Source organism: Metabacillus litoralis, assembly GCF_007994985.1.
Lineage (GTDB): Bacteria > Bacillota > Bacilli > Bacillales > Bacillaceae > Metabacillus > Metabacillus litoralis.
The window spans coordinates 99,299-126,103 of the sequence record NZ_VOQF01000009.1 but is presented as its reverse complement, the minus strand read 5'-3'; the positions used below and the strand labels follow the sequence as shown (position 1 = coordinate 126,103).

24 protein-coding genes and 1 pseudogene are annotated in these 26,805 nt (G+C 34.3%); 20 read left to right on the top strand and 5 right to left on the bottom strand.

Translation table 11 applies throughout. The annotated features are described in order from the left end of the window. Positions 1-15: 15 nt before the first annotated feature. Positions 16-1,266 (bottom strand): MFS transporter, encoded by a 1,251-nt coding sequence (locus FS935_RS16805; RefSeq protein ID WP_146949801.1) that lies wholly within the window; start codon positions 1,264-1,266, stop codon positions 16-18. A gap of 116 nt (positions 1,267-1,382) precedes the next feature. Continuing rightward, positions 1,383-1,817, bottom strand: coding sequence for a GNAT family N-acetyltransferase (locus FS935_RS16800; RefSeq protein WP_146949800.1), 435 nt, complete (start codon positions 1,815-1,817; stop codon positions 1,383-1,385). Between the two features lie 448 nt (positions 1,818-2,265). On the opposite strand from FS935_RS16800, the gene FS935_RS16795 reads away from it, so the two are divergent. The 19 genes and pseudogenes from FS935_RS16795 to FS935_RS16705 all read left to right on the top strand — a co-directional run bounded on the left by FS935_RS16795 (position 2,266) and on the right by FS935_RS16705 (position 21,308). Continuing rightward, the gene (locus tag FS935_RS16795; RefSeq protein WP_146949799.1) at positions 2,266-2,559 is read left to right on the top strand and encodes a WXG100 family type VII secretion target; all 294 of its coding nucleotides are present in this window, start codon (positions 2,266-2,268) and stop codon (positions 2,557-2,559) included. Between the two features lie 74 nt (positions 2,560-2,633). Continuing rightward, positions 2,634-2,873, top strand: a complete 240-nt coding sequence (yukD, locus tag FS935_RS16790; protein WP_146949798.1) for an ESX secretion system protein YukD — start codon at positions 2,634-2,636, stop codon at positions 2,871-2,873. Positions 2,874-2,887: 14 nt separating this feature from the next. After that, positions 2,888-4,228, top strand: a complete 1,341-nt coding sequence (gene essB / locus FS935_RS16785; RefSeq protein WP_158638632.1) for a type VII secretion protein EssB — start codon at positions 2,888-2,890, stop codon at positions 4,226-4,228. Between the two features lie 39 nt (positions 4,229-4,267). Continuing rightward, entirely contained in the window at positions 4,268-8,731 is a 4,464-nt protein-coding gene (gene essC, locus FS935_RS16780; RefSeq protein ID WP_146949796.1) for a type VII secretion protein EssC, read from the top strand. Continuing rightward, positions 8,728-11,982 (top strand): type VII secretion protein EsaA, encoded by a 3,255-nt coding sequence (esaA, locus tag FS935_RS16775; RefSeq protein ID WP_146949795.1) that lies wholly within the window; start codon positions 8,728-8,730, stop codon positions 11,980-11,982. The genes essC and esaA overlap by 4 nt, the downstream gene beginning before the upstream one ends. Continuing rightward, positions 11,972-12,478, top strand: coding sequence for a type VII secretion protein EssA (essA, locus tag FS935_RS16770; RefSeq protein WP_146949794.1), 507 nt, complete (start codon positions 11,972-11,974; stop codon positions 12,476-12,478). The genes esaA and essA overlap by 11 nt, the downstream gene beginning before the upstream one ends. Positions 12,479-12,502: 24 nt before the next feature. Continuing rightward, positions 12,503-12,931, top strand: a complete 429-nt coding sequence (locus tag FS935_RS16765) for a YwqH-like family protein (RefSeq protein WP_146949793.1) — start codon at positions 12,503-12,505, stop codon at positions 12,929-12,931. Continuing rightward, entirely contained in the window at positions 12,931-13,197 is a 267-nt protein-coding gene (locus FS935_RS16760; RefSeq protein ID WP_146949792.1) for a DUF5344 family protein, read from the top strand. Before FS935_RS16765 ends, FS935_RS16760 begins: the two co-directional genes overlap by 1 nt. A 12-nt stretch (positions 13,198-13,209) precedes the next feature. Beyond that, the gene (locus FS935_RS16755; RefSeq protein ID WP_146949791.1) at positions 13,210-13,677 is read left to right on the top strand and encodes a T7SS effector LXG polymorphic toxin; all 468 of its coding nucleotides are present in this window, start codon (positions 13,210-13,212) and stop codon (positions 13,675-13,677) included. A 57-nt stretch (positions 13,678-13,734) separates the two neighbouring features. Next, entirely contained in the window at positions 13,735-15,183 is a 1,449-nt protein-coding gene (locus tag FS935_RS16750; RefSeq protein WP_146949790.1) for a pre-toxin TG domain-containing protein, read from the top strand. An 11-nt stretch (positions 15,184-15,194) separates the two neighbouring features. Then, positions 15,195-15,581, top strand: a complete 387-nt coding sequence (locus FS935_RS16745) for a UCP033725 family protein (RefSeq protein ID WP_146949789.1) — start codon at positions 15,195-15,197, stop codon at positions 15,579-15,581. Between the two features lie 75 nt (positions 15,582-15,656). Then, a complete protein-coding gene (locus FS935_RS16740) occupies positions 15,657-15,998 on the top strand; it encodes a hypothetical protein (protein WP_146949788.1) in 342 nt (113 codons plus the stop codon). Positions 15,999-16,169: 171 nt separating this feature from the next. Then, the gene (locus FS935_RS16735) at positions 16,170-16,571 is read left to right on the top strand and encodes a hypothetical protein (RefSeq protein ID WP_146949787.1); all 402 of its coding nucleotides are present in this window, start codon (positions 16,170-16,172) and stop codon (positions 16,569-16,571) included. A 193-nt stretch (positions 16,572-16,764) separates the two neighbouring features. Continuing rightward, positions 16,765-17,241, top strand: coding sequence for a hypothetical protein (locus tag FS935_RS16730; protein WP_146949786.1), 477 nt, complete (start codon positions 16,765-16,767; stop codon positions 17,239-17,241). 734 nt (positions 17,242-17,975) lie between these two features. Next, positions 17,976-18,488 (top strand): hypothetical protein, encoded by a 513-nt coding sequence (locus FS935_RS16725; protein ID WP_158638631.1) that lies wholly within the window; start codon positions 17,976-17,978, stop codon positions 18,486-18,488. 183 nt (positions 18,489-18,671) lie between these two features. After that, positions 18,672-19,043, top strand: a pseudogene (locus FS935_RS16720) (UCP033725 family protein); the annotation flags it as partial. Positions 19,044-19,290: 247 nt separating this feature from the next. Continuing rightward, positions 19,291-19,896 (top strand): hypothetical protein, encoded by a 606-nt coding sequence (locus FS935_RS16715; protein WP_146949783.1) that lies wholly within the window; start codon positions 19,291-19,293, stop codon positions 19,894-19,896. A 100-nt stretch (positions 19,897-19,996) separates the two neighbouring features. After that, positions 19,997-20,632: a hypothetical protein gene (locus FS935_RS16710; protein ID WP_146949782.1), complete on the top strand. Its 636-nt coding sequence runs from the start codon at positions 19,997-19,999 to the stop codon at positions 20,630-20,632. 52 nt (positions 20,633-20,684) lie between these two features. Beyond that, on the top strand, positions 20,685-21,308 hold the full coding sequence (locus FS935_RS16705) for a hypothetical protein (protein WP_146949781.1): 624 nt from the start codon (positions 20,685-20,687) through the stop codon (positions 21,306-21,308). A 106-nt stretch (positions 21,309-21,414) separates the two neighbouring features. On the opposite strand, the gene iadA is transcribed toward FS935_RS16705, so the two are convergent. Beyond that, complete coding sequence (gene iadA / locus FS935_RS16700) at positions 21,415-22,587, bottom strand: beta-aspartyl-peptidase (RefSeq protein WP_146949780.1); 1,173 nt, start codon at positions 22,585-22,587, stop codon at positions 21,415-21,417. A gap of 76 nt (positions 22,588-22,663) precedes the next feature. Further along, positions 22,664-24,166 carry a putative basic amino acid antiporter YfcC gene (yfcC, locus tag FS935_RS16695; protein ID WP_146949779.1) on the bottom strand — a complete coding sequence of 501 codons (1,503 nt, stop codon included), beginning with the start codon at positions 24,164-24,166 and terminating at the stop codon, positions 22,664-22,666. Between the two features lie 174 nt (positions 24,167-24,340). On the opposite strand from yfcC, the gene FS935_RS16690 reads away from it, so the two are divergent. Further along, positions 24,341-26,380, top strand: a complete 2,040-nt coding sequence (locus FS935_RS16690) for a sigma-54 interaction domain-containing protein (protein ID WP_146949778.1) — start codon at positions 24,341-24,343, stop codon at positions 26,378-26,380. 189 nt (positions 26,381-26,569) lie between these two features. Here FS935_RS16690 and FS935_RS16685 read toward each other — a convergent pair whose 3' ends face one another. Then, positions 26,570-26,791, bottom strand: a complete 222-nt coding sequence (locus FS935_RS16685) for a hypothetical protein (protein ID WP_146949777.1) — start codon at positions 26,789-26,791, stop codon at positions 26,570-26,572. Between the last annotated feature and the right edge of the window lie 14 nt (positions 26,792-26,805).

Sequence of the window (26,805 nt, the reverse complement as noted above, 5' to 3'; positions counted from 1 at the left end):
CTTTAAAAAGAATAATTAAGATACTTTAGGTTCAGGTACTCTAGATAAAATCACTAAACCTATAATGAATAACAGGACTAAACTAAATACACCACTACTGGAGTTTCCAGTTGCTTGTGCTGTTACTGCTACTAAAAGTGGACCCATTATAGAAGCAAATTTACCAAAGATATTGTAAAAGCCAAAGAACTCATTAGCTTTTTCTTTAGGTATGAGTTTAGCGAAATATGAGCGGCTTAATGCTTGGATACCGCCCTGTGAAGTAGCAACTAACATAGCTAATATCCAAAAGTCTAATGTTGTTTCTAAGAAATAAGAGTAAATACAAACGATTATATAGATAAAAATTCCGACATACAGCATTTTTTTGCCAGTGAATTTTTCAGAAAGCCGGCCAAATAAAATAGCAAAGGGTGCTGCTACAACCTGGGTTACAAACAAAACAATCAATAAATTTGTTGAGTCTATTCCAAGATCTGTTCCATATGCAGTTGACATCGTAATGATGGTGCCGACACCATCAATGTAAAAGAAATAAGCTAGTAAAAATAAGAATAATGCCTTGTATTTCTTAATTTCCTTGAGTGTATTACCTAATCGTTTAAAGCTATTGAAAACAGGATTTGGCTCACGTTCTATGTAATATCTTTGATGAACATTTTTGAATAAAGGAATAGAAAATAAACCCCACCATAATGCAGTAATGATAAAAGCGATTTTACTTGCTAATGTTACAGATAATGGAATCACTTCGTTTTGTGCTAAAACTATTATTGCAATACTGATTATGAATGGAATTGTACTCCCGATATAGCCTAAACCAAAGCCACGTGAGGAAATACGATTCATCCTTTCTTCTGTTGTCACATCAACTAGAAAAGCATCATAAAAGACATTTGCTCCAGCTGAGCCAACAGCAGCTAAGGTGTAACAAATTAATAATAGCCACCACTTATCAGTAGGGATAAATGCAAGAAGTCCTGTAAATACAATTCCGATTGAGAAAAAGAAGGTGAAAAAGCGTTTCTTAAAGCCTCGGTAATCTGCAATTGTTCCTAAAATAGGTCCTAGCAAGGCTAAAATGAAGGTAGCAATTGCTATGGTATATCCTAAATATGCAGTTGAATCTGAAGGGCTAACTCCTGCATCTGTCGCAGCAGCTTTATAATATATTGGAAAAACAGCAGTGGAAATAATGATTGAATACGCAGAGTTGGCCCAGTCATAAAAAATCCAACTATTTTCTTCTTTAGAAAAACGCTTCATCGCTTTGTCCTCCATAGTGAATTTCTTTTTCATTGTACATGAAATTTCACATAGAAATACAAATGTTGAAAAATTTAACATTTATTTAACATGGATTTAATACTTGGTGAATTTTCCTACAAGTTCATTCCCATCACTGTTGATAAATCAGTAAAGCCGAGATCATCATATAATGATTTAGCCGGATTTCCTGTATAAACATTTAACAATACCTTTGCATATCTTTCTTTTCTTAACTCTTCTATAGCACTATTCATTAATTGCCGACCGATACCTAGCTTACGAAAAGCTGGGAAAACATAAACAGATGTTATTGTACCAGTTCTTACCTCATTTATTGGATTAAAGTCTGGTCCTATAAGTATCCATCCTGCAATTTGATTATGCTCGATTGCGATTATATAGTAAGCCCCACTATTTAATAATGGTACAAACATATTTAATCCTCTTTGTAGATCATTTTTTACTAACCCCATCGAACTTTCATTCATTGCTTGAATTGTCATATGAAGAAGAGTGTTTGTTTCTTGGCTTGTTGCTTTTCTAATCATTTTTAATTACACCCCATTTTTATACATATGAACATATCTTATGCTAACTGACCAAAATAGTGATTTCCTATATGTTTGAAAATAGGTATCTACTTAATATGTAATCTATGATTATCAGCCTAAAATATATGACATGTATAAGTACCTATTCACTTACTTTTTGTAAGAGTTTTTATCAGTCTAAAGTATGAAGTGAAGGTAGGTTGTTTTTGTGTATATCATACTGTAGACATTTGGGTTTAATAGGAAAATAGTTTCCTTTTTGTTTACATTTAAGTTTATATATGTAAATTAATGGTTATATGTGGTATTGGTATAGATAGGGAATTTCGTGGGATCAAACATTATCACGGGACTTCTTAGGTTATTATGTTTTGACAGTAAAAGGGTATTCTTAAATCAAAATAGATTAGATGCCAAAATAAATAAGTGTTAGGAGAGGAAGTAAATGTCAGGAATTATTCGCGTTACCCCAGCAGAACTAATGGATATGTCAAATCGTTATTCAGGTGAAAGCAGCCAGGTGGAGGACCAAATTGGTCGTCTGGACACAATGATAAGAGATCTTGAAAGCATGTGGGAAGGTGAATCTAGTAGAGCCTTCAATGAACAATACCAAACATTAAGACCTTCATTTGTTCAAATGCAGCAGCTTCTTCAAGATATCTCTGAGCAATTAAATAGCACTGCTCAAGCTCTTGAAAATGCTGATCAGCAAATTGCAAGCCAAATCAGAGGCTAATAAAGCATATGTAAGTAATGAAGGAGTGCCGTATTTATACATAGGTGGTGCTCCTTCTTTATGGGGTGAGGATTATGTACATAGAAATTACCGTAGATTTAAAAAATTACCAAAGAGAAAGCTTTGATATTAGATTATCCAACTACCATTCTATAAAAAAAGTTATCAATATTGTTTGGCAGGCTAAAAAGATATCTGAAAATCCAAAAGACGGTTCTTGGATAAGAGTTGTTAATAAACAAAAAGTGATACAAGGAAATACAAGATTACTTGATGCAGGCATTATGACAGGAGACAGAATTGAAATATTATGAAGGAGACAATGGGAATGTCACAGAACGATATCTCATATTTACAGCAGCAGCTAGAAGCAGATATTAAACGCGAAGAAAATATAATCACCTTTACGTTTCAAAAGGAAAAAATAAAGTTAGACGATTCTACAGAAATATCCTTTATAACAAACATCAATCCTACGATTAAGAAAGAAGTTAGTATGATGGATGATGCGTTATCGATTCATTTTACCATTCCAAAAACATACTCTTTTCTTCCTCCTCAACTTAAGCAATTAGATGAGAGAGAGCGGTTATTTCTTACATATAAGGTTGTACAACAGGTGAATCAACATGCTTTATCAAGAATACATCTACTTGTTTGTCCAGAAAATATTGCCCTAGATAAAGGATTAAATCCATACTTTCTACATCATGGAGTAAAGGAGAGTTTACCTCCTTATGAAAGAGATCAAGAACAATTATTAAAAGAAGTGAAGGCAACCATTATCTCAATTGTCGATTCACAATATACATTTGAGCAATATGTTTCTTACTCTCAAACATTAAAGCTATCTACATTTGCTAAAAAGATAGTTGAGTCAAGCTCATATAATGAGCTCCTTGAAATTCTTGAGGATAGAATTCAAGGGTTAAATGAACAAAAGCCATTAATCATGATGGTGAATAAAAAATCATGGAAACTTAATCGCTATGTTTTATATGGAGTTACTTTGTTGTTGATTCCTTCACTTATTTATTGCTTTTATTCTTTATTTTCCTTACAACCAAAACAAGAAAGCTTTATTTCAGCTCAGGAAATGTTTCTGCAAAATAATTACAGTGAAGTAGTAACAGAGCTGCAGCCTTATGATGTTAATGAGATGCCAAAGGTTACACAATATGAACTTGCTCTATCGTATATCATCAATGAGTCATTAACAGAAAATCAAAAGGAAACAGTGCGTAACACTATTACATTACAATCTGATCCACAATATTATAAATATTGGATTTTAATTGGTCGTGGTGAAGCTGAAGAAGCCCTAGATATTGCTAGATATATGGAGGATCGCGATTTAATTTTATTTGGATTATTAAAACATAAAGAGCTAGTCAAATCAGATGATGAATTGAAACGAGAAGAAAGACAGCAATTATTAGCTGATATTGAAGATGAAATAAAAGAATATCAGCGTGAAGTAGAGGAAGAGCTTGTAGAGGAAAATAATCCTGATCAGCCTGTCTCAAATTCAGTACAACATGAATCAGCACCTGAAGAAGAGAAGGAAATGAAAAATGACGAAGATAATACTGAGACAAAGGTAGAACAAGAAGACTCTTCAGCAGAAGAAAAACAAGATGACCCAGCCATTGAGCAAGGATCTCAGTAATAGATTAGCTAAAACGATAGAAATACAGGTGGTGAACATATGTCTGTGCTTTGGATTTTTAACAAAACGAACTATCAGCATTTACAACTTAAATCAAATAGTCATGAGGTAACAATTGGAGCTAGCGACAAGCATACAATGACACTTCAATCATTAACATCGTCATATAAAATGATCAATAAAAATGGAACTTATTATATGGATCAAGGTGTTGAGCAAGAACGGGAAATTGATAAGGATACCTTTCTTTCACTAGCTGTTGGAGAAGAGGAACTATCCATGTATTTATCCTCTAAAGACTTTGAAGGTAAATCCTATTACATAGGACATTTAGATGAATGTATCTTTTCGTCAATTGATGAGAGTGCTACTTTTTTTAAAAAATCAGCTGAGCTGTTAAATCAGGAATCGTTTTCATTAAATCGCCTTCAGGGTCAAATGGAGGTGTCACTTCTAGCAGGAGTACCTGTGTATATAAATGGCCATTTAATCAAGGAATCAACAAAGCTAGAAGTTGGTGATGTAATATGTTGGCCATTTATGATTGTTACCTTAATTGAAAAAGATGTTATACGGGTAGATAGTTTGTCAGATTATAAAACAAGTCTTCCAGAAATGATTGAGCCTCAATCAGAAATGCAAAAAAAGTATCCTTCATATCGACGAACACCACGGATGGTATATGACTTACCAAAAGAGAAGGTTCAGCTCTCATTTCCAACTCAGGATACAGAAGGATCAAATCGTAGTTTATGGCTCATCATTATGCCACCACTAGTCATGTTATTAGTTATGGGACTTGTTGCGATCCTTGTTCCCAGAGGAATCTTTATTATTGTTTCCCTCGTGATGTTCCTGACAACTTTAGTAACCTCTACTGTTCAGTATTTTAAGGATAGAGGAACACAAAAGAGAGCAAAAGAACGCCGTAAACGTATATATACAAATTATCTTCATGCAAAAAGACAAGAGCTACAAGAGCTTGCTGATAAACAAAAGGATGTACTCACATTCCATTTTCCTTCGTATGAACGAATGAAATATCTAACAAATCAGGTATCAGATCGATTATGGGAAAGAACGCTCGAAAGTCCAGATTTCCTGCAATTCAGGCTGGGTACAGGTACTGTGCCTGCTAGTTATACGATTTCTTCTACATCCTCAGACATGTCAAACCGGGAAATGGATGAACTATTAGAGGAATCACAAACTCTTGAAAAAGCTTATAAGAATTTAAGGAATTTACCAATTACAGCAAATTTATCTGATGGCGCAATAGGATTAATTGGTAAAGATGCTGTATTGAAGAATGAATTACACCAACTGATTGGACAGCTGGCTTTTTTTCATAGCTACCATGACTTGCGATTGGTGTTTATTTTTGATGAGCATGAGTATAAAGACTGGGAATGGATGAAGTGGCTTCCTCATTTTCAGTTAGCAAATTCCTTTGCAAAAGGCTTTATTTATAATGAAAAAACTCGTGATCAATTGCTTTATTCTCTTTATGAAATGATAAGAGAACGAGATCTTGAAGAAGATAAGGAAAAAATGAGGTTTTCACCACATTATGCATTTATTATTACAAACCATCAGTTAATATCAGATCACGTGATTTTGGAATATCTAGAAGGAGAACACGCTCATTTAGGGATTTCTGTTATTTTTGCTGCAGAAGCAAAAGAAAGCTTAACAGATAATATCCACACACTTATAAGGTACATTAATGATCAGCAGGGTGATATTTTAATTCAACAGAAAAAGGCAGTTCGTATTCCATTTGATCTTGATGAACACAAACGAGAAGGTAATGAAAGCTTTGCAAGAATGCTGCGAACTCTTGATCATCAAATTGGAATGACAAATTCCATCCCAACAAGTGTCTCCTTCTTGGAGATGATGAATGCCAAAAACATAGATGAACTACCAATAAAGAATAACTGGCTAACAAGAGAATCCTCAAAATCCTTAGCTGTACCAGTAGGTTTAAAAGGAAAAGAAGAAACTGTGGAGCTTAATTTACATGAAAAGGCTCATGGACCACATGGATTGTTAGCAGGTACAACAGGATCAGGAAAAAGTGAATTTTTACAAACATATATCCTTTCCTTAGCTGTACACTTTCACCCACATGAGGTTGCCTTTTTATTGATAGATTATAAAGGTGGTGGAATGGCACAGCCATTTAAAAATATCCCACATCTACTAGGGACAATTACAAATATTGAAGGAAGTAAGAACTTCAGCTTACGAGCACTTGCTTCGATAAAAAGCGAACTAAAAAGACGTCAACGCTTATTTGATCAGCATACTGTTACACATATCAATGATTATACGAAGCTTCATAAACAGGGAAAAGCTAAGCAACCTTTACCTCATTTATTTTTAATATCTGATGAATTTGCCGAGTTGAAAAATGAAGAACCAGAGTTTATTCGTGAGTTAGTTAGTGCCGCTCGTATTGGTAGAAGCCTAGGAGTTCACTTGATTCTTGCTACTCAGAAGCCAGGGGGAGTTATTGATAACCAAATTTGGAGTAATGCTCGCTTCCGGGTAGCTCTTAAGGTGCAAAATACAGAGGATAGCCGGGAAATTTTAAAAAATGGAGATGCGGCTTCCATTACAGTTACAGGGCGAGGGTATTTACAGGTTGGAAATAACGAGGTATATGAGTTGTTTCAATCAGCTTGGAGTGGTGCCCCGTACTATGAGGAGGAATCCTTTGATTTAGAAGATGAGATTGCAATTGTAACTGATCTTGGTTTGGTACCTTTATCAGATGTATCATCACAAGAGCAAAAACAAAAGGAAACGTTAAGTGAGATTGCTGCAGTTGTAGATCGAATTGAACAGCTTCAAGAGGAGATGGAGCTTGAGAGAATTCCAAGTCCATGGTTACCACCACTATCACCAAGAATCTATCCAGTGGATGAGGACTATGATGAACAAACAAAAGAAAAAATAGTGTTTGCTATGATCGATGAGCCTGAAAAGCAGAGTCAATCAAATTATACGTATGATGTAATTGATGATGGAAATATCGGTATTTTTGGATCAGCAGGCTATGGCAAAACAAATACAATGCTCACTTTATTACTTGGGATGGCAAGGAGCTTCACTTCTAAAGAGGTTCATTATTATTTAATGGATTTTGGTAATGGAGGGTTATTACCATTAAAACAGCTGCCACATACTGCTGACTACTTTTTACTAGATCAAGAGCGCAAAATAGAAAAGTTTATGAATATTTTGCGTGAAGAGGTTGCAAGAAGAAAGCAGTTATTCCAAAAACAAGAAGTTAGTTCAATTAAAATGTATAACACATTAAGTGATGAACAGCTGCCTTTATTGTTTTTAGTGGTTGATAATTTTGATGTTATTAAAGAAGAAATGATGGATCTTGAACAACAATTGAATTCATTTGCTCGTGATGGTCAATCTCTAGGAATTTATATGATGTTAACAGCTACACGTATTAATTCGGTTCGCCAATCACTTATGAATAACCTAAAAACAAAGGTTGTTCACTATTTAATGGATACATCTGAAGGTTTTTCAGTTCTTGGAAGATTACCTTTTTCACCGGAAGCTATTCCAGGTAGAGCAACGGTCAAGAAGGAAACAGCTTATTTCTCTCAAATTTATCTTCCAGCAGAAGGAAAAGATGATTTTGAACAAATGTCCAATATAAAAGCTCAAGTACAGAAAATGCAAGAGCTTTATTCCGATATAGAGAAGCCAAAGCCTGTTCCTATGCTTCCAACTGAGCTTACAATCACTAATTTTGCTTCATATGTGGAAAAGAAAAACGGTCTACTTCCTATAGGATTAAATGAAGAGCATGTTACACCAGTGTATGTGAATTTCTTAAAGGTTAAGCATTGTCTAGTTCTGGGGCAAGCACAAAAAGGAAAAACAAATGCTTTGAAGGCTCTTATTTCTTCAGCTCTTGAACAAGATGTTGAGACTCTAGGGATTTTCGATGCAATTGACCGAGGCTTATCTACTTTCATTGGTGAAGATAAGCTTGTCTATCTAGAAAGCAAAGATCATATAAACTCATGGTTAGATAAGGTAGAAGAACGATTGATCAAGAGAGAGGAAGAATATCAGAAAAATATTCTTGTTGGGAAAACAGCACAAGTATATTCACCTATTTTATTGGTTATAGATGGCTATGCTCGTTTCCTTCAAAATCTTGATAATCCTTTACAAGATAGAATTGTAAGATTCATGAAAAACTATAGTCATATCGGCTTTAATGTCATCATTTCAGGAAGCAATAATGAATTATCAAAGGGTTATGATCCATTAACATCAGAGATAAAGCAGATTCGTCAAGCAATCGTTTTAATGAAAAAGTCAGAGCAAACAATGTTCACCCTCACTTATGATCGCAAAGAAAAAGATGTTCAACCAGGATTTGGATATTATGTAGAAAATGGAAAAGAGCAAAGTATTCAAATACCGTTTGTTAATGTGGAGAGGAAGGTGCACGTATGAAACAATCTGCAACCATCATAAAATTACTTGTTGTTATTGCATTAATCGTCATTACCCCTCTTCTCTTCTTTCAATTTATTGGTGATAATCCGTTTAAGGTAGAAAAGGTAAGTGCTGCACAAACAATTGCCATTATAAATGAAGATATAGGAACCGAAGAAGAGGGAGAGCAAATACAGTTTGGCCAGGATATAGCAACAATTCTAAAAGAAAATTCAAATTTTGAATGGACAGTTGTAGGAAGAAGCGCAGGAGAAAATGGGCTAAAAAGCCAGAAGTACGATGCAATTATTTATCTGCCTTCTAACTTTTCAGAAAATGTAATGTCTTATAATGAAGCAAATCCAGTCAAAACAAACTTTCAATACAAAGTGCAAAGTCAGTTAAATGCAGTAAATAAAGAAAAGGTATTGTTAGAATTAGAAAAATCAACAAAAAAAGTAAATCAAAAAATTTCAACGCTTTATTGGAATTATGTATCAGCAGATATGGAAAATATCCGTCAGGAATTTGATGAAATTCTTGAGAAAGAAGTAGCTTTTCAGGAGGCAATGAGTGCCTTCTATCAACCTAGCTCAAAAGATCTTGCAGGTCAAATAGAAGAACAAAAAGCAATGCTATCAAGTATTCAATCTTCCATTCAAGATGCTGGAAAAAGAACACCTGATCAGCAATCAATGCTAGAAGGCTATGAACAAAATTTAACGAGCTTTGTAGAATATGTTGAACAATATAAAGAATACCAAGATAAACAACAGCAAATATTAGCTGAAATTCAAAAAGAAGCCATTCAATCCGTAACAGATGCAACAACGAACCAACAGCCTTTATTTCTTCAGTCAAAGGATCTGTTTGAAGAAAAAGGCGGAAGCTTTATCGAGACAATGAAAGTGATTGATTCTCAGATGGTTGGCTCGCAACAGGTTTTTGGCCAACTAGAGGAACAGCGTTATAGTCAAGTAGCTAGACAAATTAGTGATTATTATAATTTGCAAAAGAAGCTATTAGACTTTTATCAGCAGCTAAAAGATACAACAGAGCTTAATGCTGTTGAGGTTGAGCTTGCGATGTATAGTGATAGCTTAAATGAAGAACCAGAAGAGCCAGAAGAGCCAGAAGAGCCAGAAGAGCCAGAAGAGCCAGAAGAGCCAGAAGAGGATACACCTGATAAACCTGAGGAGCCAGGGAAACCTGATGATGAGAATCCAGAAGATGAAAAACCTGATGAATCAGAAAGCAGTAACTCAACACTATTAGCAGCAAGCACTGAACCAAATGAAGATCCGCTTCCATCTGATGGAGAAGATGAAGATAATACGGAACAGCCTCCTGTAGAAGAAGAGCCTGAAATTCCGTCAGAACCAACAGATCCATCAGAACCAACGGAACCAACAAATCCTCCAGATACAGAAACACCAGAGGAGAAATTTGTTGATTTAGGTGCTGAAAAAGCTGAGATTATGAGTATCGCTAATGAAATGACTAGTTTAAAAGAAACTCTATTAGCTCTTTTAGATCCTACTGCAGAGGATTTAAAAGATGCATTAGTAGGATTAGAAGGATTAAGTGGAAGGTTAGCGGATGTAAATGTTTCTTTAAGTGATAAAGAAAACGGAGAAAATCCGTTACAAAGTAAACTAGACGAGTTACAGAATACTCTTGCTGAAACCATTCGAACAACAAGTGAAAGAATTAAGGATCTTGAAGGTGAAATTGGTGGTCTTGAAGCAGATAAGAAAAAACTTGAAGAGGCAAGGGATAAGTTGATTGGAGATATCCTGATTCTTGAGACAGAGAAAGAAGAACTACAACAGAAATATGATGATCTTATTACTAATTTCAATAAATTAGAAGCTGAGCTTAATTTATATAAAGATTATGAAACTAGTATTAAGGATGAAATAGCGAAAAAAGAACAATCAATTTTATCGTCAAAAGCATTATCTGAAACAAGAAAAGAAAAGCTTAATAAGATCTTTTCCAAGGAAATAAACAGCAAAGATCTTCTGGAAATGATGTTTTATTATTCGTATTTAGATCGATATGAAGCTACTTTAATTAGCATGATATCAGAAGATCAGGCAAAAAAAGATACATTGAGTAATGTAGAATTGCAAGAGGAAGCAAATAAGATGGTAGCTATTACAAGTGAAGAACAAGTAATCTGGGATCAACTCGAGGGAGATCTGCCAACAACGCAGGATGCTTTAAATACTATGGAGGATAACTTCACAGTCTTTATGGTTGAGTATCAAGTCACCGTTGATGAGCAGCAAACAAAGCTGATTGAAAGTCTTGATAGTATTGCGCAAGAAGCACAAGAAGTATTGAATCAAATTCAACAGCCAGAAAAGATGTTATCTCAAGCACCGCCAACATCAACGATAGAAGGTCAAGAAATGATAGTCGGAACTGAGCGTATCAATGATCAAATGGAATCCATTCATACATGGCTAGATTCTGTGCAGGAAAGTCAAACAAGTATTATTGATTATACAGGTGAGCTTCAAGGAAGAGTCGGTGACGTTCAAGCAGACGCAGATAAATTAAATAATAAATGGGCAACAAATGTTGCATCAACTGAATTGATTAGAGACGACGTATTTAGCGTACTAGGTAATACTTTTGTTGATGGCCAATCCAACGGATATGTTTATGATTTCCTAACAAATCCATTAAAAATAAGTGGAGATATTCCAGAGGAAACGAAGAGTACAACAGTTAAAAATATCCCACCGGTCGTTGTTTTATTTATTGTTCTTGTATGTAGCTTGTTAATTGGTTATACAAGTTTCTACTTTAAACAGCCACCATTGTGGATTCAAGGTATCTTGTTTTTGTTATTAAATTTAATTGTTGGTTTTGTTATCAGTCTATTTGGATTAGAAATTTATCCTTTAAGAGAAGAAAGTGCTGTGGAGTGGACTATTTTTACAATCGTTCTACTTACAGTAGGATCAGCATTAGTTAGAGTAGGCTTTGCTGTCCATCATTTAGTGGGGTTATTTATTACAGTAGGTATGGTGGTCTTCTATGTAACACCACTACTTGCTTTAACAACTCCAAACTTTAGCTTCCAGGATCCGATGTCTAAGGTGTATATGAGTATTCAATATGGAACAGAGTCTTTATTTACACAGGCAATGATTGTTCTTTGTTTATTACTTCTAGGTTTAGGAGCATTACAATACTTTATTGGCAGATCTCAGATGACTGTTGTTGAGAAAGGGTCTGAAACATATGAAGCATAAGCAAGTGAAACTAGTTTTCTTCTTTCTTTTGATGGTAACTGTTTATCATCTCGCAGCTGCTAGTGTTGTGCTTGGCGTGGAAGAAAAGTCGAAGATTGATGAGCTTGTGCCAAATGATTATCAAAAAGAAAAATTTAAGATTAATAAAGATCTAATTTTAGATGAACAACAGCAAAACCAACGAACGACAATACCAGAGGAACAAAAAGAGCTAACATTTGAAGGTGAAAAAACCTCAAATGATCGTGAAGTGAAGCATAACTTATTTTCAAGTGATGCAAAAGATTTAAACACAATTAAAGCAAAAGCTGTAAGTATGCAGCTTTTCTCAGAAAAAGAGCTGCTATCACAGAGTGCAATGGAGGAAGAGACAGATTCTTCCTCTGCTTCACCACTGAGCCTGTTAATTTGGATTTTAGTAGCGATGTGCAGTATCTTGCTGATTGTTGTGCTTTTTGTATGGAATAAATCGACTACTTTAGAAAAACGGGTTTAAAAATAGCTAGTGAGGTGATTTTTCATGAGCTTATCAAGTGCGTTATATGCGATTCAACGAACAATATCTTCACAGTCCAATGATCTTGATGAAAAAATTGATCGATTAAGAAAAGCAAAAAATGATATTAATAGAGAGCAAGGCTACTTACTTCAAGAGATAGCGAAGTTAAAGCAACCAGATCTAGGTAAAGAATGGGTAGGAAAAAGAGCAAATGAATATGATGATGAACGTGAAGAAGCCTATTCTATTATGCGGAAAATCGGTAACGTTGATTATGATGGATATCAGCAGCTTATTGAAAATAAAATCAATAGCTTAGAAATGGAAAGAAGTGTTCTTTCCTTTACACAAAGTCTTGCTTATGAAGCTGGAAGATTAGTTGGTAAAGGTGAAGAAGCGGCAGATGAGCTATCAGATCGTATTAATGACTTAAGAAGGCGGTTATTTTAATGGTAACAATTAAATTAAACTATCAAGCTGTCATAAAAGATCTAAATGAAGCGAAATCTGCGCTTCTGCATGTGAAGTTAGCTACACCAAGTTCTAGTGATCTTGGTAAGAACAAACTAGATTACACAAGGTATTTTCTTGAACGTGAAGTAAGAATTCATCAGCTAATTAACGAATATGTTTCAATTGTTGAAAAAAATCTTGAAGATACAAAAGTAAATGTCCGTTCATTAAAAGAACAGGATGAAGCCATTACGAGAAACTAATGGAAAGGGCAGATGCGGGCTGTGAAAGTATTTGAAGCAAAAACATTAATCGAGTCAATGGAAGACCGCTCACAAAATTATGATGATTTAAGAGAAAAGCTTCAACACCTAAAAAAGAAATTTACTGATATTGTTCAACTAGACGATCCCCTTCAAGGTAAAGGTGCAGCAGCAATCAAAGGCTTCTATCAAGGTCAGATCGACGTTGTAGAAGCCTGGCTTCGCCTTATCGACCGAAATATTGCCTTTTTCAATGGTGTATCAGGTATGACTGAAGATATTGATTTAAGTGGTAACACTACTGTATACCTTCCCTTTCTTGAAGACGAACTATCCCATCATGAAACCAGCTATAGCGCAATGGTCACAAGTCAGCAAGAAGAGCTCCAAACAATAGTCAATCTAATTGATGACCTTGTTCCTCTAAACGTATTTTCAATGGATCGCTTCAATGATCAACTAGCCCAGGCACAAAAGTAAAGGCGTTCTACAATACAAGCAGTAGAATCACTTGATGCAGACTTAAAAACAGAATATATGCTTTCAGAGAACGATGAATATTATGCAGTTACTCTCTTTCAGCAATTAATAGAAGCAACCAGACAAGGTGGCAATACAATTTCGCCAATTCATTTTAACGCTGAGGCTTATAAGTCGAGTGATGTTTATAAACTGAAGGAGCAGGCCGAGCAGCAGGCGAATGAATATCTTTCTTACAAAGAAGAACAAGAGAAAATGAGAGAACAACTTAGAGAGTTAGAAGAATTGGAAAGGCGTCCTTGGTATGAAAAAGCAGCTGATACCGTAAGAACCTTTACAGGAGAATTAACAGGCTATTACGATTATATTCGTGCATCAGAAGGAGTTGACCCAGTTACAGGCGAAGAATTAACAGAGGGTCAACGAGTTGCAGCTGGTGCAATGGCAGCAGCTGGATTCATCCCAGTTGTCGGATGGGCAGGAAGGATCTTTAAAGGTGGCAGTGCTATATACAAAACAACAAAGGGAGTAAAAGCTGCAGACCAAGCATTGGATGTATATCGTAATAGCAAGACTTTTTCAAATTTAGAAAAAGCTGAGATGGGCATTTATGGGCTTGTCTCTGCAAACGGATTTAGTGAGTATCTTACAGGCAAAGATATGTTTGGAAATAAACTAACTGTCGAGCAACAAGAGAATAGTCTTTATCAGGCTCTAGGGTTACTGGCTGTTGGTGGTGGTGCTTATTATGTTAATAGGTTGCAGGCTGAGAATGGGATTTATCAGGTGAAAAGAAGTTCAATTTCTAAAGAGATTAATGAGAAAAAAGATAAAGCCTTTTATATGGAATTAGAGGATCTCCTTAAACAAAAAGATTTAAGCATGAAAGATTTTAACGATATGCGTCTAAAGAGAGTAAGTGAGCTAAGTACAATAGAGATACAAAATATGAAAGAGATTCGTAGAAGTGTATCCCCAATCAATAAAGATACAATGATGCAAAAGGTTTTACCACCTAGTGCAAAAAAATGGTTATTTAGTTCTCCCAATGAGGGACAAATAAAGATAGGTGGTTTTTTAGCAAAAGTAACCGATACAGAAGCATTAAATACGTATGATAAAATATTTGAAGGTCTTCGATTAGATTATAAAGGAACAGCTGAATGGCCGAATGAATATTTAACAGTCGACTCTGCATTGGCAATACGCTTTAAATCGGTTGAACCAGACGACTATAAGATTCCATTTGGGGGTCAAAATAAAGATGAAGTAACTAAAATGATAGATGGGGATAATAGTGATGACTTTATTGATGAGCTACAGGGGGATCCATTTACAGGGAATGGTTTCACTAAAAGTAAAAGCTATATAATACCAGAGTATGAAAATAGGATTAAGGTTGACCTCTATGATGGAGTTGAGCTTTATGAAATTAGTAAGGATGGAGAAACGTTGATTGCAACATATAGTCAAGAGGATAGAAAGTTTACTAGTATAAGGAAATAAGGTGAGCACATATGAGAAGTGGAAAGAAAGCGGTATATAAAGGGAAAGAGTATGAATATATTTCAACCGATGATGAAATTTACAAATTGTTTGTACGGAAAGGATCGGATGCTCCTGATGATTTTGAAATAAATGAAAAGGGTAACTTTCAAAAGTTCGTTAATAGAGACGAACTAGATGATGTTTACAATATACGACAATTTGCAAAGTATAAAGGACATACTTTTCCAATATGGGAAATGGATGGTGAAAAACTATTATTAGGTGAAGGTAGTTATACTATTGCCCAGGAGGTAGGTTTTTCTCCATCTGAATTACCATGGGAAAGAGGCTTATATAAAAAATGGGTATCGAAGATAGATGTAGAAGAAATTGTAGAAGAAAGAAAACCATTATAGAAGATAAACTTAGAGCCAAGGAAGCGATAAAAGCTCATAAGTTAAAAATTAAATTCATAAAGCAAGGAAAGAACCATGAAAACTATTATTAATTGGTTTATTGCACCATATCAAATTGTACGATCAGAGTGGGGATATTTTTCACAAATAAAGAGGGAAGAATCTACATCTAAAGAAGAGGAGATGCGGATTTTTCAACTACAAATTTTCAACATTCTATTGTTGGTCGTGTACTCAGTGTTTTTTGTCACGTTCTTTGTGTATATCGGATTGATTTTTATAGTGAAATGGTATGCTCTTTCCGGAGTAATTGTGGGTCTTGTTATGATGAAAGCTATCAAATTCATACAAGAGAATAGGTATATGAAACGTCGCGATGCATTTATTAAAAATGATTCCAATTTAATTAAATCTTAGATGTTTAATTGGTAGATAAAGGTGAAAAATCTTAATTAAAAATTGTATTGTCTGCTAGAGCCAGCCTATAAAAGACTGATTTTTATTTTATATAGTTCTTAAGTACAGCCTCTCAGTCGAGTAAAGAAGGGAAATAAATTAGTGGATGGGAAATCAGGAGAGATTTTAATTTTGAATACTATTATAAATAAAACTTTAGATAAAAAAGTATTCATTAAGAATTTAGGAGAGTTTTTAGAAGACAATAAAGAAGAACAAGATGTTTTTGAGTTCAAAGATGCTGTAGAAATTGAATCAATGCGGTTTTGGACTTGGATTATTTTTAATCATAATCATGTAGCAAGCGTTATGCTTGAAAATGCAGATAAGAATTTACAAAACTCTTATACAAATTGGTCTAATCACAATGTTAAGAAAAAAAGACAATTACATGATGAATGGTTAATGGATAATTTAGGTAGTGACTATGAGAAAACACCTACATCAATTATTTATAAAAGAAATTGGGGAGAGGTCACCTCTTACACTGATATGAAGAGTGGGGAAGTTAGAATTTCAATAGTATATTATTAAAAATAACAAGGAAAGGGCATAGCCAAAAGTTAGGCCCCTTCTCATTTTTCAAACCTCATCTTCACAATTGTAGTCCCTTTCTTAACCACGTGCTGCCCTTCTACCTATACTGATTGCACTTGTATTTGGTATATTTTGAATGCAAGTATTTTTTTTGAGCTGGGAAATGTAGGTGATTAAAGAGGTTGATATTATGGGGAAGTTTGCAAAATATAAAAATAAAGTATATCCAGTTTTCATTAGAAATGGAAAATACCGCTTGAAAAGTATCGCAAGAGAACCGGGATTTAAAGAACTCGTTGATCTGACGGGAAAAGTACATCAAGATATTTATGTAAAAGAAGTAGATTTAGAAGATCTTGAACTAATTTATGAAAGAAAGTACAGAATCATTTACCAAGGCAGAGAGTATAAACCTTTTGCTATAGGTGAATTGGTAATAGAAAATTTTAAAATTTCTTTGTTTAGCAGTGACTACTTAGATTATGAAAAAAACGGATTTATTAAAAAAGAACAGTTTGTTTTTATGAAGGAAGTAAGTATCAATGAAATTGATCGTTTAGTTTTAATAAAAACTCCTATTGATAAATTTAAGGAACTTCCAGAAGAAAAGATAATTATACCTAGTAATGATATTTTGGAATACTATGAAAAATTCATAAATAATTGATGTTTATCATAACACAGTAAGTTTTTATAAAAATGTAAACTTTAAGAATGATTTAAGATCACTTTTAAGAAGATTATAGTTATGCATATTACTAATTGGCGAACCTAGGTGGGTTTGCTATATTCGACCGAAATACCGAAATCAGGTTTGAAATAATATGTCGATTTAAAATGTAACACACAAAAATATTCCCTTCCTTAAAGACGAATGGAGTGGTTTTTTAACTTGAACAAGTTTACTAACTGGTTGTTGGAACCATATAAGATAGGAACAAATGAGATAAGGGATTTGAGAGAATTACAAAGGGGAACAACTGATAAAGGAAAAAAGAATAGATTACATGGTCTAATTTCATTTAATGTGATTATATTCATCATACATACTTTTTTACTTGCTATGATCGCGACATATATCGTTCTTACTTTTGTTAATGTATTTTCCTTTTTAGGAATAGCATTTATTATTCCAATTATCATGTTTCTAAAATGGTTCTATAGGAACAGATATATGAAATTCAGGAAGGTCTATATCAATAAGGACCCCAACTCGATAAAACATTTTTAGTTGTAAGAATTCATTTACTCCTAATTTACAAAAGTTAGCTTTTCAATTATTTGATCTTCGAGAGGAACCCCCTTACTCAGCAACAATAAAATTGTCTCTGAAGGGATAGGTACACGTGAACAAATTAAGTTTAATTATCACTTTTATTTTGATGCTTGTCGGTTGTGGTAGTGATACTTCTTCAGAGAAGCAAACTAGATGCTAAACAAACAAGTCCTGTAAGTACATCTACAGATAATGAGTTATCATATGAAGAAAAACAAAAAGAAATAGTTGATTTTATAAATGAAGATATGAACGAAATTGCTAGCTATGAAACGAAGGCAAATAAGGCATTAGCAAGTGTTTCTGCTGAAAACTTTAAGAACGATAAAGAGTTATACAGAGTTTTAACAAGTGAGGTTATTCCGGAGTACGAAAAGGCTCTTGAGAAAGCGAAATCACTTGAAGTAAGTGTCGAAGAACTAACGCCAATAAAAGATAAATTGGAAAAGGCTTTAATTATCTATTACGATGCACTACAACTTGAGAAGGAAGCTTTAGAGAAAACAGATAAGGCATTGATCGAGCAGTCAAATGCAAAAGGTAGTGAATATATAGAAGCGATCACAGAATATCATGTAGAGATGGAGAAGCTAGCGGAAGAATATGGTGTTAATTATAAGAAAAGCACAACAAATTAATGGTGTTCAAACCAGCCTATAAAAGACTGGTTTTTATTGTACCTATCTTACAGTCTAGCATCTTAACTTAGTAATGGTAGATTTCTGAACGGAAATAAAAAAATTCACTCTGAGGTTATGAAGCTTATTAATTTGGACAATTTTTCTTAGAGATAAGGAGAGCATAATAAGAGGAACGGAAAAAGAGCTGTCTATAAAGGAAAAGAGTATGAATATATTACAACTGACGATATCGTTTACAAATTGTTTGTAAGGAAAGGATTTGATGCTCCTAATGATTTTGAAATAAATGAGAAGGGAAACTTTCAAAAGCTCGTCAATAGAGGAGAACTAGACGAAGTTTACTATATTCGGCAATTTGCCAAGTATAAAGGATATACTCTTCCAATATGGGAAAGTGGTGATGAAAAGTTACTATTAGGTGAAGGTAGCTATACTATTGCCAAAGAATTAGAGTTTGCTCCATCGGACTTACCATGGGAGCGAGGGTTATATAAGAAATGGGTACCAAGAATAGACATAGAAGAAATTGTAGAAGAAAGAACCCCACTTTAGATGACATGCCTAGAGTCAAACTATTGTACAAACTTTACCGATTCTTCTTTAATCATACATGCTTAAAAGTATGAGATTTTTAATACCATCTCATCAAGAGTTGCAAGACTATTTTCACTGAAATGATAGCTATATCTTAGTGATATTTTCACACAGCGATATCCAAAACCCACTCACACAAGAAACGACAATTTACAATATAAGCAATAGACTCAATACATTTGATTAAAATGAAAGGAACAAGGAAATGGATATCAGTCAATTACAATACATATGTACAGATTTAGGAATAAATATTGTTATTAATAATGGAGAAATAAAAGAAAATAAAGGATATTATGAAAATTATCATCAATTACAAAAAGAAGGAGAGAATTGGTGCTATTCTGTGATGAATTTTGAAAAGAGAACAGGGCCAGAGAAAGAAGATATTAAAAAATTTAATGATCAAAAAGAAGCTGTGAAGTACTTTTTTCTAAAAGTTTTATATCAGAATTATTCCTCTGAAATTTATCCGTCCAATAATCCTATAAAAAAATTCAACAGACTAGAAGAATTAATAAAATACTTTAAAAATATCGGTATTTCAGATGAGTTTTACAGTTTTAATGTTATTGAAACTCAAAAGATATATGGAGAAATAGAAGACGAAAAGATTGTAGTTAGCTATATTGATGATAAGAAACAAAAGAAATTTACAACATTACCATTAGATAGTAAAGATGGGATTTTTGAAATTTATAGGTTAACTTATTCTCTTTGGTTATTAAAGACTTTGGAGGAGAAATATATTGAAAAAGGTATTCTATTAGAAGAATTTAATGATGAAGATATAGTACGATTTATAAAGTGAAAATGATCAAAAAGTTTTCATGCTTAAACTATATCAGTTTCTAATTATACAAACACTAACCCATATAGAAGATGGTGTTAAAGGGATGAGGTGATTTTTAATGGATATTACTCAGGTAGCAAAGCTATTAAATCGTGTGGGAAAGTTAGTGGAAATTAAAGATGGTTACCTTAGAGAAAAAGAATTTCATGCTAAAAATCACCATAAATTAGAAGAAATAGATGGTGTTTGGGAGTTTGGATTAGTTATGATAGAAAGGACAAACAACCCAATAATGAAGAAACTAAAAGAATTTAGTACAGAAACTGAAGGTGCAAAGTACTTCCTTTTAGATAATTTATCGTCTTTCTTTTTTTCAGAGAAAGTTCGACCATTTATGATGGAGCATGATGAATTAGACATAGGAGGATCAAATTTTGATATAGATATGTTATTTAAAACAATGTCTTTATTAAGCATTCCTTCTTCCTTGTTAATAATAGCTAAGCAAAAAGTCAAACAAAGATCTATTCAGTTAGAAAGAGTAGATGAAACAAATTATATTGTTTCTTTTATTGGTGAAAAAGGAGATATTATCCACTCAACAATCCCAATAAATTATCATAGAGCATTATTTATAGCTTTTAAAAAGGTATACATGCTCCACCTTTTTAAACAAGAAGTAATTAAGCTATTAGAAGGTGAAGAGATAATAAATGACTTCTCTGAAAATGATATAAGTATATTTTTACAATAACTCTGTAAGATAAATTTATTTAATTCTTATCAGCTAAATGAGGTGAATAAATATGAACGATAACCAATTTACCAATAAGCTAGGAAATGATTTTATGATAATAAAAGAGGATGGAATTGAAATTATAGATGTTTATCCAAAGAATATTGATGGAAGTGCAAACCTTGATGTGGGTTTTAAATTAGTGGAGCAGAGATTTAACCAATCTTGGTTGCTAAGGGAAGTTCAAAGAGAGAAGGAATATGAGTTAGGAAAGTTTAGTAGCCGGGAAATCGGGGTTTTAGCACTTTATGCTGCGGTAAAAGGTAGATTTGATAATTTAAAGGTTAACAAAGATGTAAAAAAGAAGTTAAGGGAAAAAGCTGATACGTTAATTATAGGAGATGAGATTCTAAAAGGTACTATTGATAGTAAATATTTTTCTTTAGGTCTAGAAAAAGAAGGAGCCCTCAACTTAGAAGAAGAATCAAAAAAGTATAATATATATTATCTAACTTTTATGAAAGAAAAGGTAATTATATCAAAGGGCAGATCTTTGTCTAGTGCTCTTGTAGTATTATATAATTATGGTCTATTACTTGAAAAATTTGAAAATCAAATAAATCCTTTACTGAAACAATCATCAATACATTTGGCTGAAAGGGAAGTTTTAAAAAAGCTATATATAGGAAAATAATTCAGTTCAAAGTCCTAATTAAAGAAAGTGTGTACGAATGGAAATTCTGAATATATTATTTTGAAATAATATTAAAAAGGCCTAGCCAAAAGCTAAGCCCCCTTACTCAATCCTCAAACGTACCCTTCACAATTGCTATTCCATTTTCAACCATATGCTGACCTTTTGCCCAAACTGATTGAACATTTAGGTTATCATCTAATAAGACGAGATCAGCATCTTTGCCTACTTTTACTTCACCTTTTTGATGAAGCTTTAAAACTTTAGCTGGATTGCTTGTGATTACTTTAAGAGCTGTAGCAAGGTCAACGTTTTCTTCTTTAACTGCATCTCTTACCTCTTTGAACAAAGTATTTACCTTTCCAATTTTAAGACCGATCATCTCACCATCTTTATCAAAATCAGGAAGGCTAGCTTGTCCATCTGAAGTGAACGTGATTTGTTCAATTGAAACACCTGCTTCTAGCATTCTTCTTAGTCCGATACTACATTTTACTTCCCCTTCTTCGAGGAATTTAGGAATGGTACTTGTAGTGAAATCAACCCACCCACCTGTTTTTGCGTATTCAATGCCAGCCTCAAATAGATGTGGATTTCGATTAATATGAGTTGGGTAAAATTGTCGGATAGGAAGGTCGGTTGATGACACAACTTGTAATAGTAAATCAAGGTAATCATGACTGTCTCCAACATGTATATTGACAATCCCTGCTTTGCCTGAAAGCATTCCACCAATTCTTGCTGCTGAAGCAATTTTAGCCATTTCTTCGACTGTAGGCTGTGAAGAACGGTGATCACTAATCGCAATTTCTCCCACACCGATAATTTTATCAATTAATATTAAGTCATCTTCAATTTTCCCAGTTAACGTTTTTACTGGTACCTGATAAGAACCTGTATGAACATAACAAGAAATTCCTTCTTCTTCTAACCCTCTTGCTTTTGCGAGTAAATTGCTCATTGTCCGAGTCGTTCCATCTGTTCCAATAACCCCTACTAGCGTTGTAATGCCTGAAGTTGTCGCATCTGATAATTGGATTTCAGGTGTGCGTGTTTTAAAGCTACCTTCACCGCCGCCCCCAGTAATATGTACATGAGCATCGATGAATCCTGGTACCACCTTCATTCCACTTGCATCGATTACTTTCACATCAACAAAACTGTTAGGAATTGAAATTTCATCCTCTATAAAACCAATTTTATCGTGTGTAAGGAGGATATCTTTTTTACCTAAAAAATCAGGCGCATATACTTCTCCGTTTTTTATAAGTGTTAACATCTGACATGCCCCTTTCTAAGATGTATAGGTATAGGGGGCAGGTACCTAGAGCGTTAGGTGTCTGACCCCCTATTTATTAAAATCCGGTAAACACCGCTATAAAGATAAAGATACTTGAGAGTAAGAACATTAACAACATGAACTTGATAATGAATTTTGCCCATGTACCCCAGTCTACTCTTGCTGCGCCTAGTGCGCCCATTAGTGCTGCAGATGTTGGGACTAGGATGTTTGTAAGGCCATCTCCTAACTGGAATGCTAAGACGGCTACTTGTCTTGTGACTCCTGCAATGTCAGCTAATGGAGCCATTAAAGGCATTGTTAAAGCTGCTTGCCCAGAGCCTGATACAACAAAGAAATTGAAGACAGATTGGAAAATATACATGAACCATGCTGATAGTGCTTCAGGATAGTCACCGATTCCTTGGCCTGCTCCATATAACATAGTGTTTAGAACAGATGGTGCATCTGGACTATCTCCACCAAGAATAATGACGATTCCTTTGGCCATGCCCACTACGAGCGCAGCCGGTAGTAAGTCTTTCGCCCCTTCAATAAAGCCTTCAGCAATGTCGTTAACGCGCATGCCATTTAATTTAAATAAAACACCAATGACCCCAGCTACTAAACCTATTGTGAAAAATTGAGAAGCTATTTCTGGAATATAGTATGCGTGCTCAACGACTCCCCAAACTATCCAAGCAATTCCCGCTGCGATGGTTAAAACGACTAATGTATGACCGAGCGTAAATGCTGAATTGACATTTTGCTTACTTGCTTCTTTTCGGAAATATCCATCAGATTCATATGAAACGGAACGAGTTGGATCTTTTCGAATGGTTGAAGCGTATTTCCAAGTATAAATAATTCCAACTAATGTGAAAACAACCCACATTGTCATACGAAATGGAGTTCCTGATAATACGGGCACATCTGAAACCCCTTGGGCAATAGCTACGCCAAACGGATTCATCCAAGATGTAGCGAAACCAATTTGTGTAGCAACATACGTAATCATCACGCCAGTTATCGCATCATAACCAAGTGCAACCATTAGAGGAACAAGAATCATTGCAAAGGCAATCGCTTCTTCACCCATCCCAAATACAGCTCCTCCGAGTGAGAAAAGGAAAAACATAATCGGTATAATTAGAACTTCTCTACCCTTTGTTTTATCAATAACCTTTAATATGCCTTCTTCAATCGCCCTTGTTCTCATGATAATTCCAAAGGCTCCACCTATAATCAAAATAAATGCAATGACTCCTACTGCTGACCCCCATTTATCACCAGATACAAGTCCTTCAAATACATAATTTAGAAAACCAGCTTCGCCGTAAGGCTCGAATAAACTAGTTCCAGGACGAACTAAATTTCCATCCTCATCTTTTACATATTCAAAGCTATCAGAAACTAAAACCGTTTTTGTACTTTCTTTTCCGTCAGAAGTATATGTTACTTCCTCGGTTTGGAACTGTCCCACTGGAATGAGAAAAGTCATAATAGCAGCTAAAACCACGACAAAAAATACAATGACAAACGTGTGCGGCACTTTCCAAGTTTCGTTTTTCTTTTTCACTCTAAATCCCCCTCTATCGTTTTATATAAACTAGTAAGCAAGAACTGTGCCAACAATAAAAAGTCTGAATATAAGGAAAAAAGATAAGGCTTTTGATATAATTGGTTGATATTAACCAACCTTTTATCAACCAATTAAATCTGAAAAAACCTAATACTTATAAAGGGTGAAAAAATGAAGAGAGAACTTGTCCTATTAGCGGGAACAACAGAGACAAAAAGAACGTTAACAAATCAACTTCAATCTATCTTTGGCGAATTGGTAAGGATTAAAAGTTATGCTACTGAAGAATCTCTTCCAGTAAGTCTATCTAATCAATTAGTTGTTTATTCTTCTTACCTTATTAAAGAAGAGGTGAAGAATGTTGTTCAACAAAGCTGCAAGGTTATTATTGCTAATCGCACAATTAACTATGAGTTTATAGACCAACTTTTATCCGTTGCAGAGGGCACTGATGTGTTATATGTGAATGATTTTCTGGAAACAGCACATGATTCCATACGTACGTTAAAGGCATTAGGGATTAATCATGTTACATATACCCCTTATCATCCAGGAGACCCTATCCCATCACATATAAATGTAGCCATTACACCTGGTGAGTTGGCTTTAGTTCCTTCTCATATTGATCAAAAAATTAATTTAGGTGTTCGTCTTATAGATATTCATACCATATTTAAAATTGTTGATTACTTCGAATTACCAGATTCAATCAGCACTGAGCTAGCAGATCGCTATACTAAGGAAATCATTGACTTAACAAAAAAATTATCAAATGCTAGTCAAAAAGCTTCAACATTAAATCGTTATTTAATGAGAGTGGTAGATGGAGTGAATGATGGAATCCTAGCTGTAAATAGTGTAGGTCATATTACAGTATTTAATGAAATTTTAGAACGTTTAACAGGTTTATCCCATGAGTTTGCAGTTGGAAAAACCTTGAATGCAGCATTTAAGAATGTAGAGCTTATTAGGTTCCTAACAAAGAAGGATATAGAAGCAAAAGAATACTTTACAATTAAACATTCTCCTTATATGGTTCACCGCTTCTATATTAAGTCAGAAAAAACAGTTGTGGCTACTTTTAAAAACATTGATGAAACACTTGATATGGAAAAAGCAAGAAGATCAGATCTTCAGAAAAAAGGATATGTTTCAAAATATACCTTTGATCATATTTTAGGAAAAAGTAAAGTGATGAAAGAAACAAAAAAAATTGCTTTTCAACTCGCGAAAACAGAAGCGCCAATCTTAATTTACGGAGAAAATGGAACAGGGAAAGAATTGTTTGCTCACGCCATCCACCAAGCATCATCACGTATTAACAGCCCATTTGTAGCGATAAATTGTAGTGCACTATCTGAAGATTTATTAGAAAGTGAGCTCTTTGGTTATGAGGAGGGAGCATTCACTGGTGCAAAAAAAGGTGGGAAAAAGGGCGTTTTTGAGCAATCAGATGGTGGGACAATTTTCTTGGATGAAATCGGCGACATCAGTATAAAGCTGCAAGCACGTCTTCTTAGAGTTCTACAAGAAATGGAGATTCGTAGAATTGGTGGAGATAAAAATATTCCGATCAATGTGCGAGTACTTGTGGCCACAAACAAAAATCTGGTCAAAATGATCGAAGTTGGGGAGTTTCGCGAGGATTTATATCACCGAATCAAGGTATTATACTTGAAAGTTCCGCCATTAAGGGAAAGGATAGAAGACATTCCCCTACTTATTTCAGCATTTTTAGAGCAGCTTAGCAGCACGGATAGTGTTCCAACTCTAGAAACCTATTTATATCCCCTATTCCAAAAACATCAGTGGAAAGGTAACATTCGAGAATTGAAAAATGTGCTTCAGTATATGGTAGCTGTTTCAGGAGGTGTCCCTCTTACAGAAGAGCATCTACCAACCGATTTTCAAATCGAAAAATGCATAGGAAAAAAACAGGATGATCAGCTAACATCAGCTATGCAGTTTGTTCTTTCAAGCATTCTTGAGCTACACCATGAAGGAACAGGAATCAGCAGGAAGAAGATTGTAGAATGGACGAAAGAAAATGGAGAGGCATTATCAGAACAACAAGTCCGAACAATTATGAGAAAATTAGCTGAGCTTGGCTTTATCGTCATTCAGCGAGGTCGTGGTGGAACGGAATTAACGACGAAGGCTCTTGATTATATGAAAATAAAAGAAGAGGATACTTTACATTTAAAGGTTTGAGGATTGCCATATTAGAAAAGATCATGTAAGTAGTTTGAAATTATGAAGAAAAAATAAAAGAGTAACATAAAATGTACATTATATTACATCAGTAACTACCATATAAATAACATAAAACCCATAATGAAAACGCTTGAGAACATACGTTTTTTTATGGGTTTTGTTCTTGTACTAGTGTTGAAAAAGTTATCAAGTATTTTTATGTATTGGCTCCATTTTATGATTGTTGGCTTTTTTCTGAGATTGAAAAGTTCTAATCATACTCGGAACTCCTGCCAGCATACTAACCATAAAGCTCCACATAACATAACGCCAGTCTCCTGTAACAATCGATACGAAAATAAAAAACACTAGCTGCCCCACAAGTGCAAACCACGAAGCGATCCAAGCAAATTTTAAGTTTTCTTTCACTTACTTCACCCCTA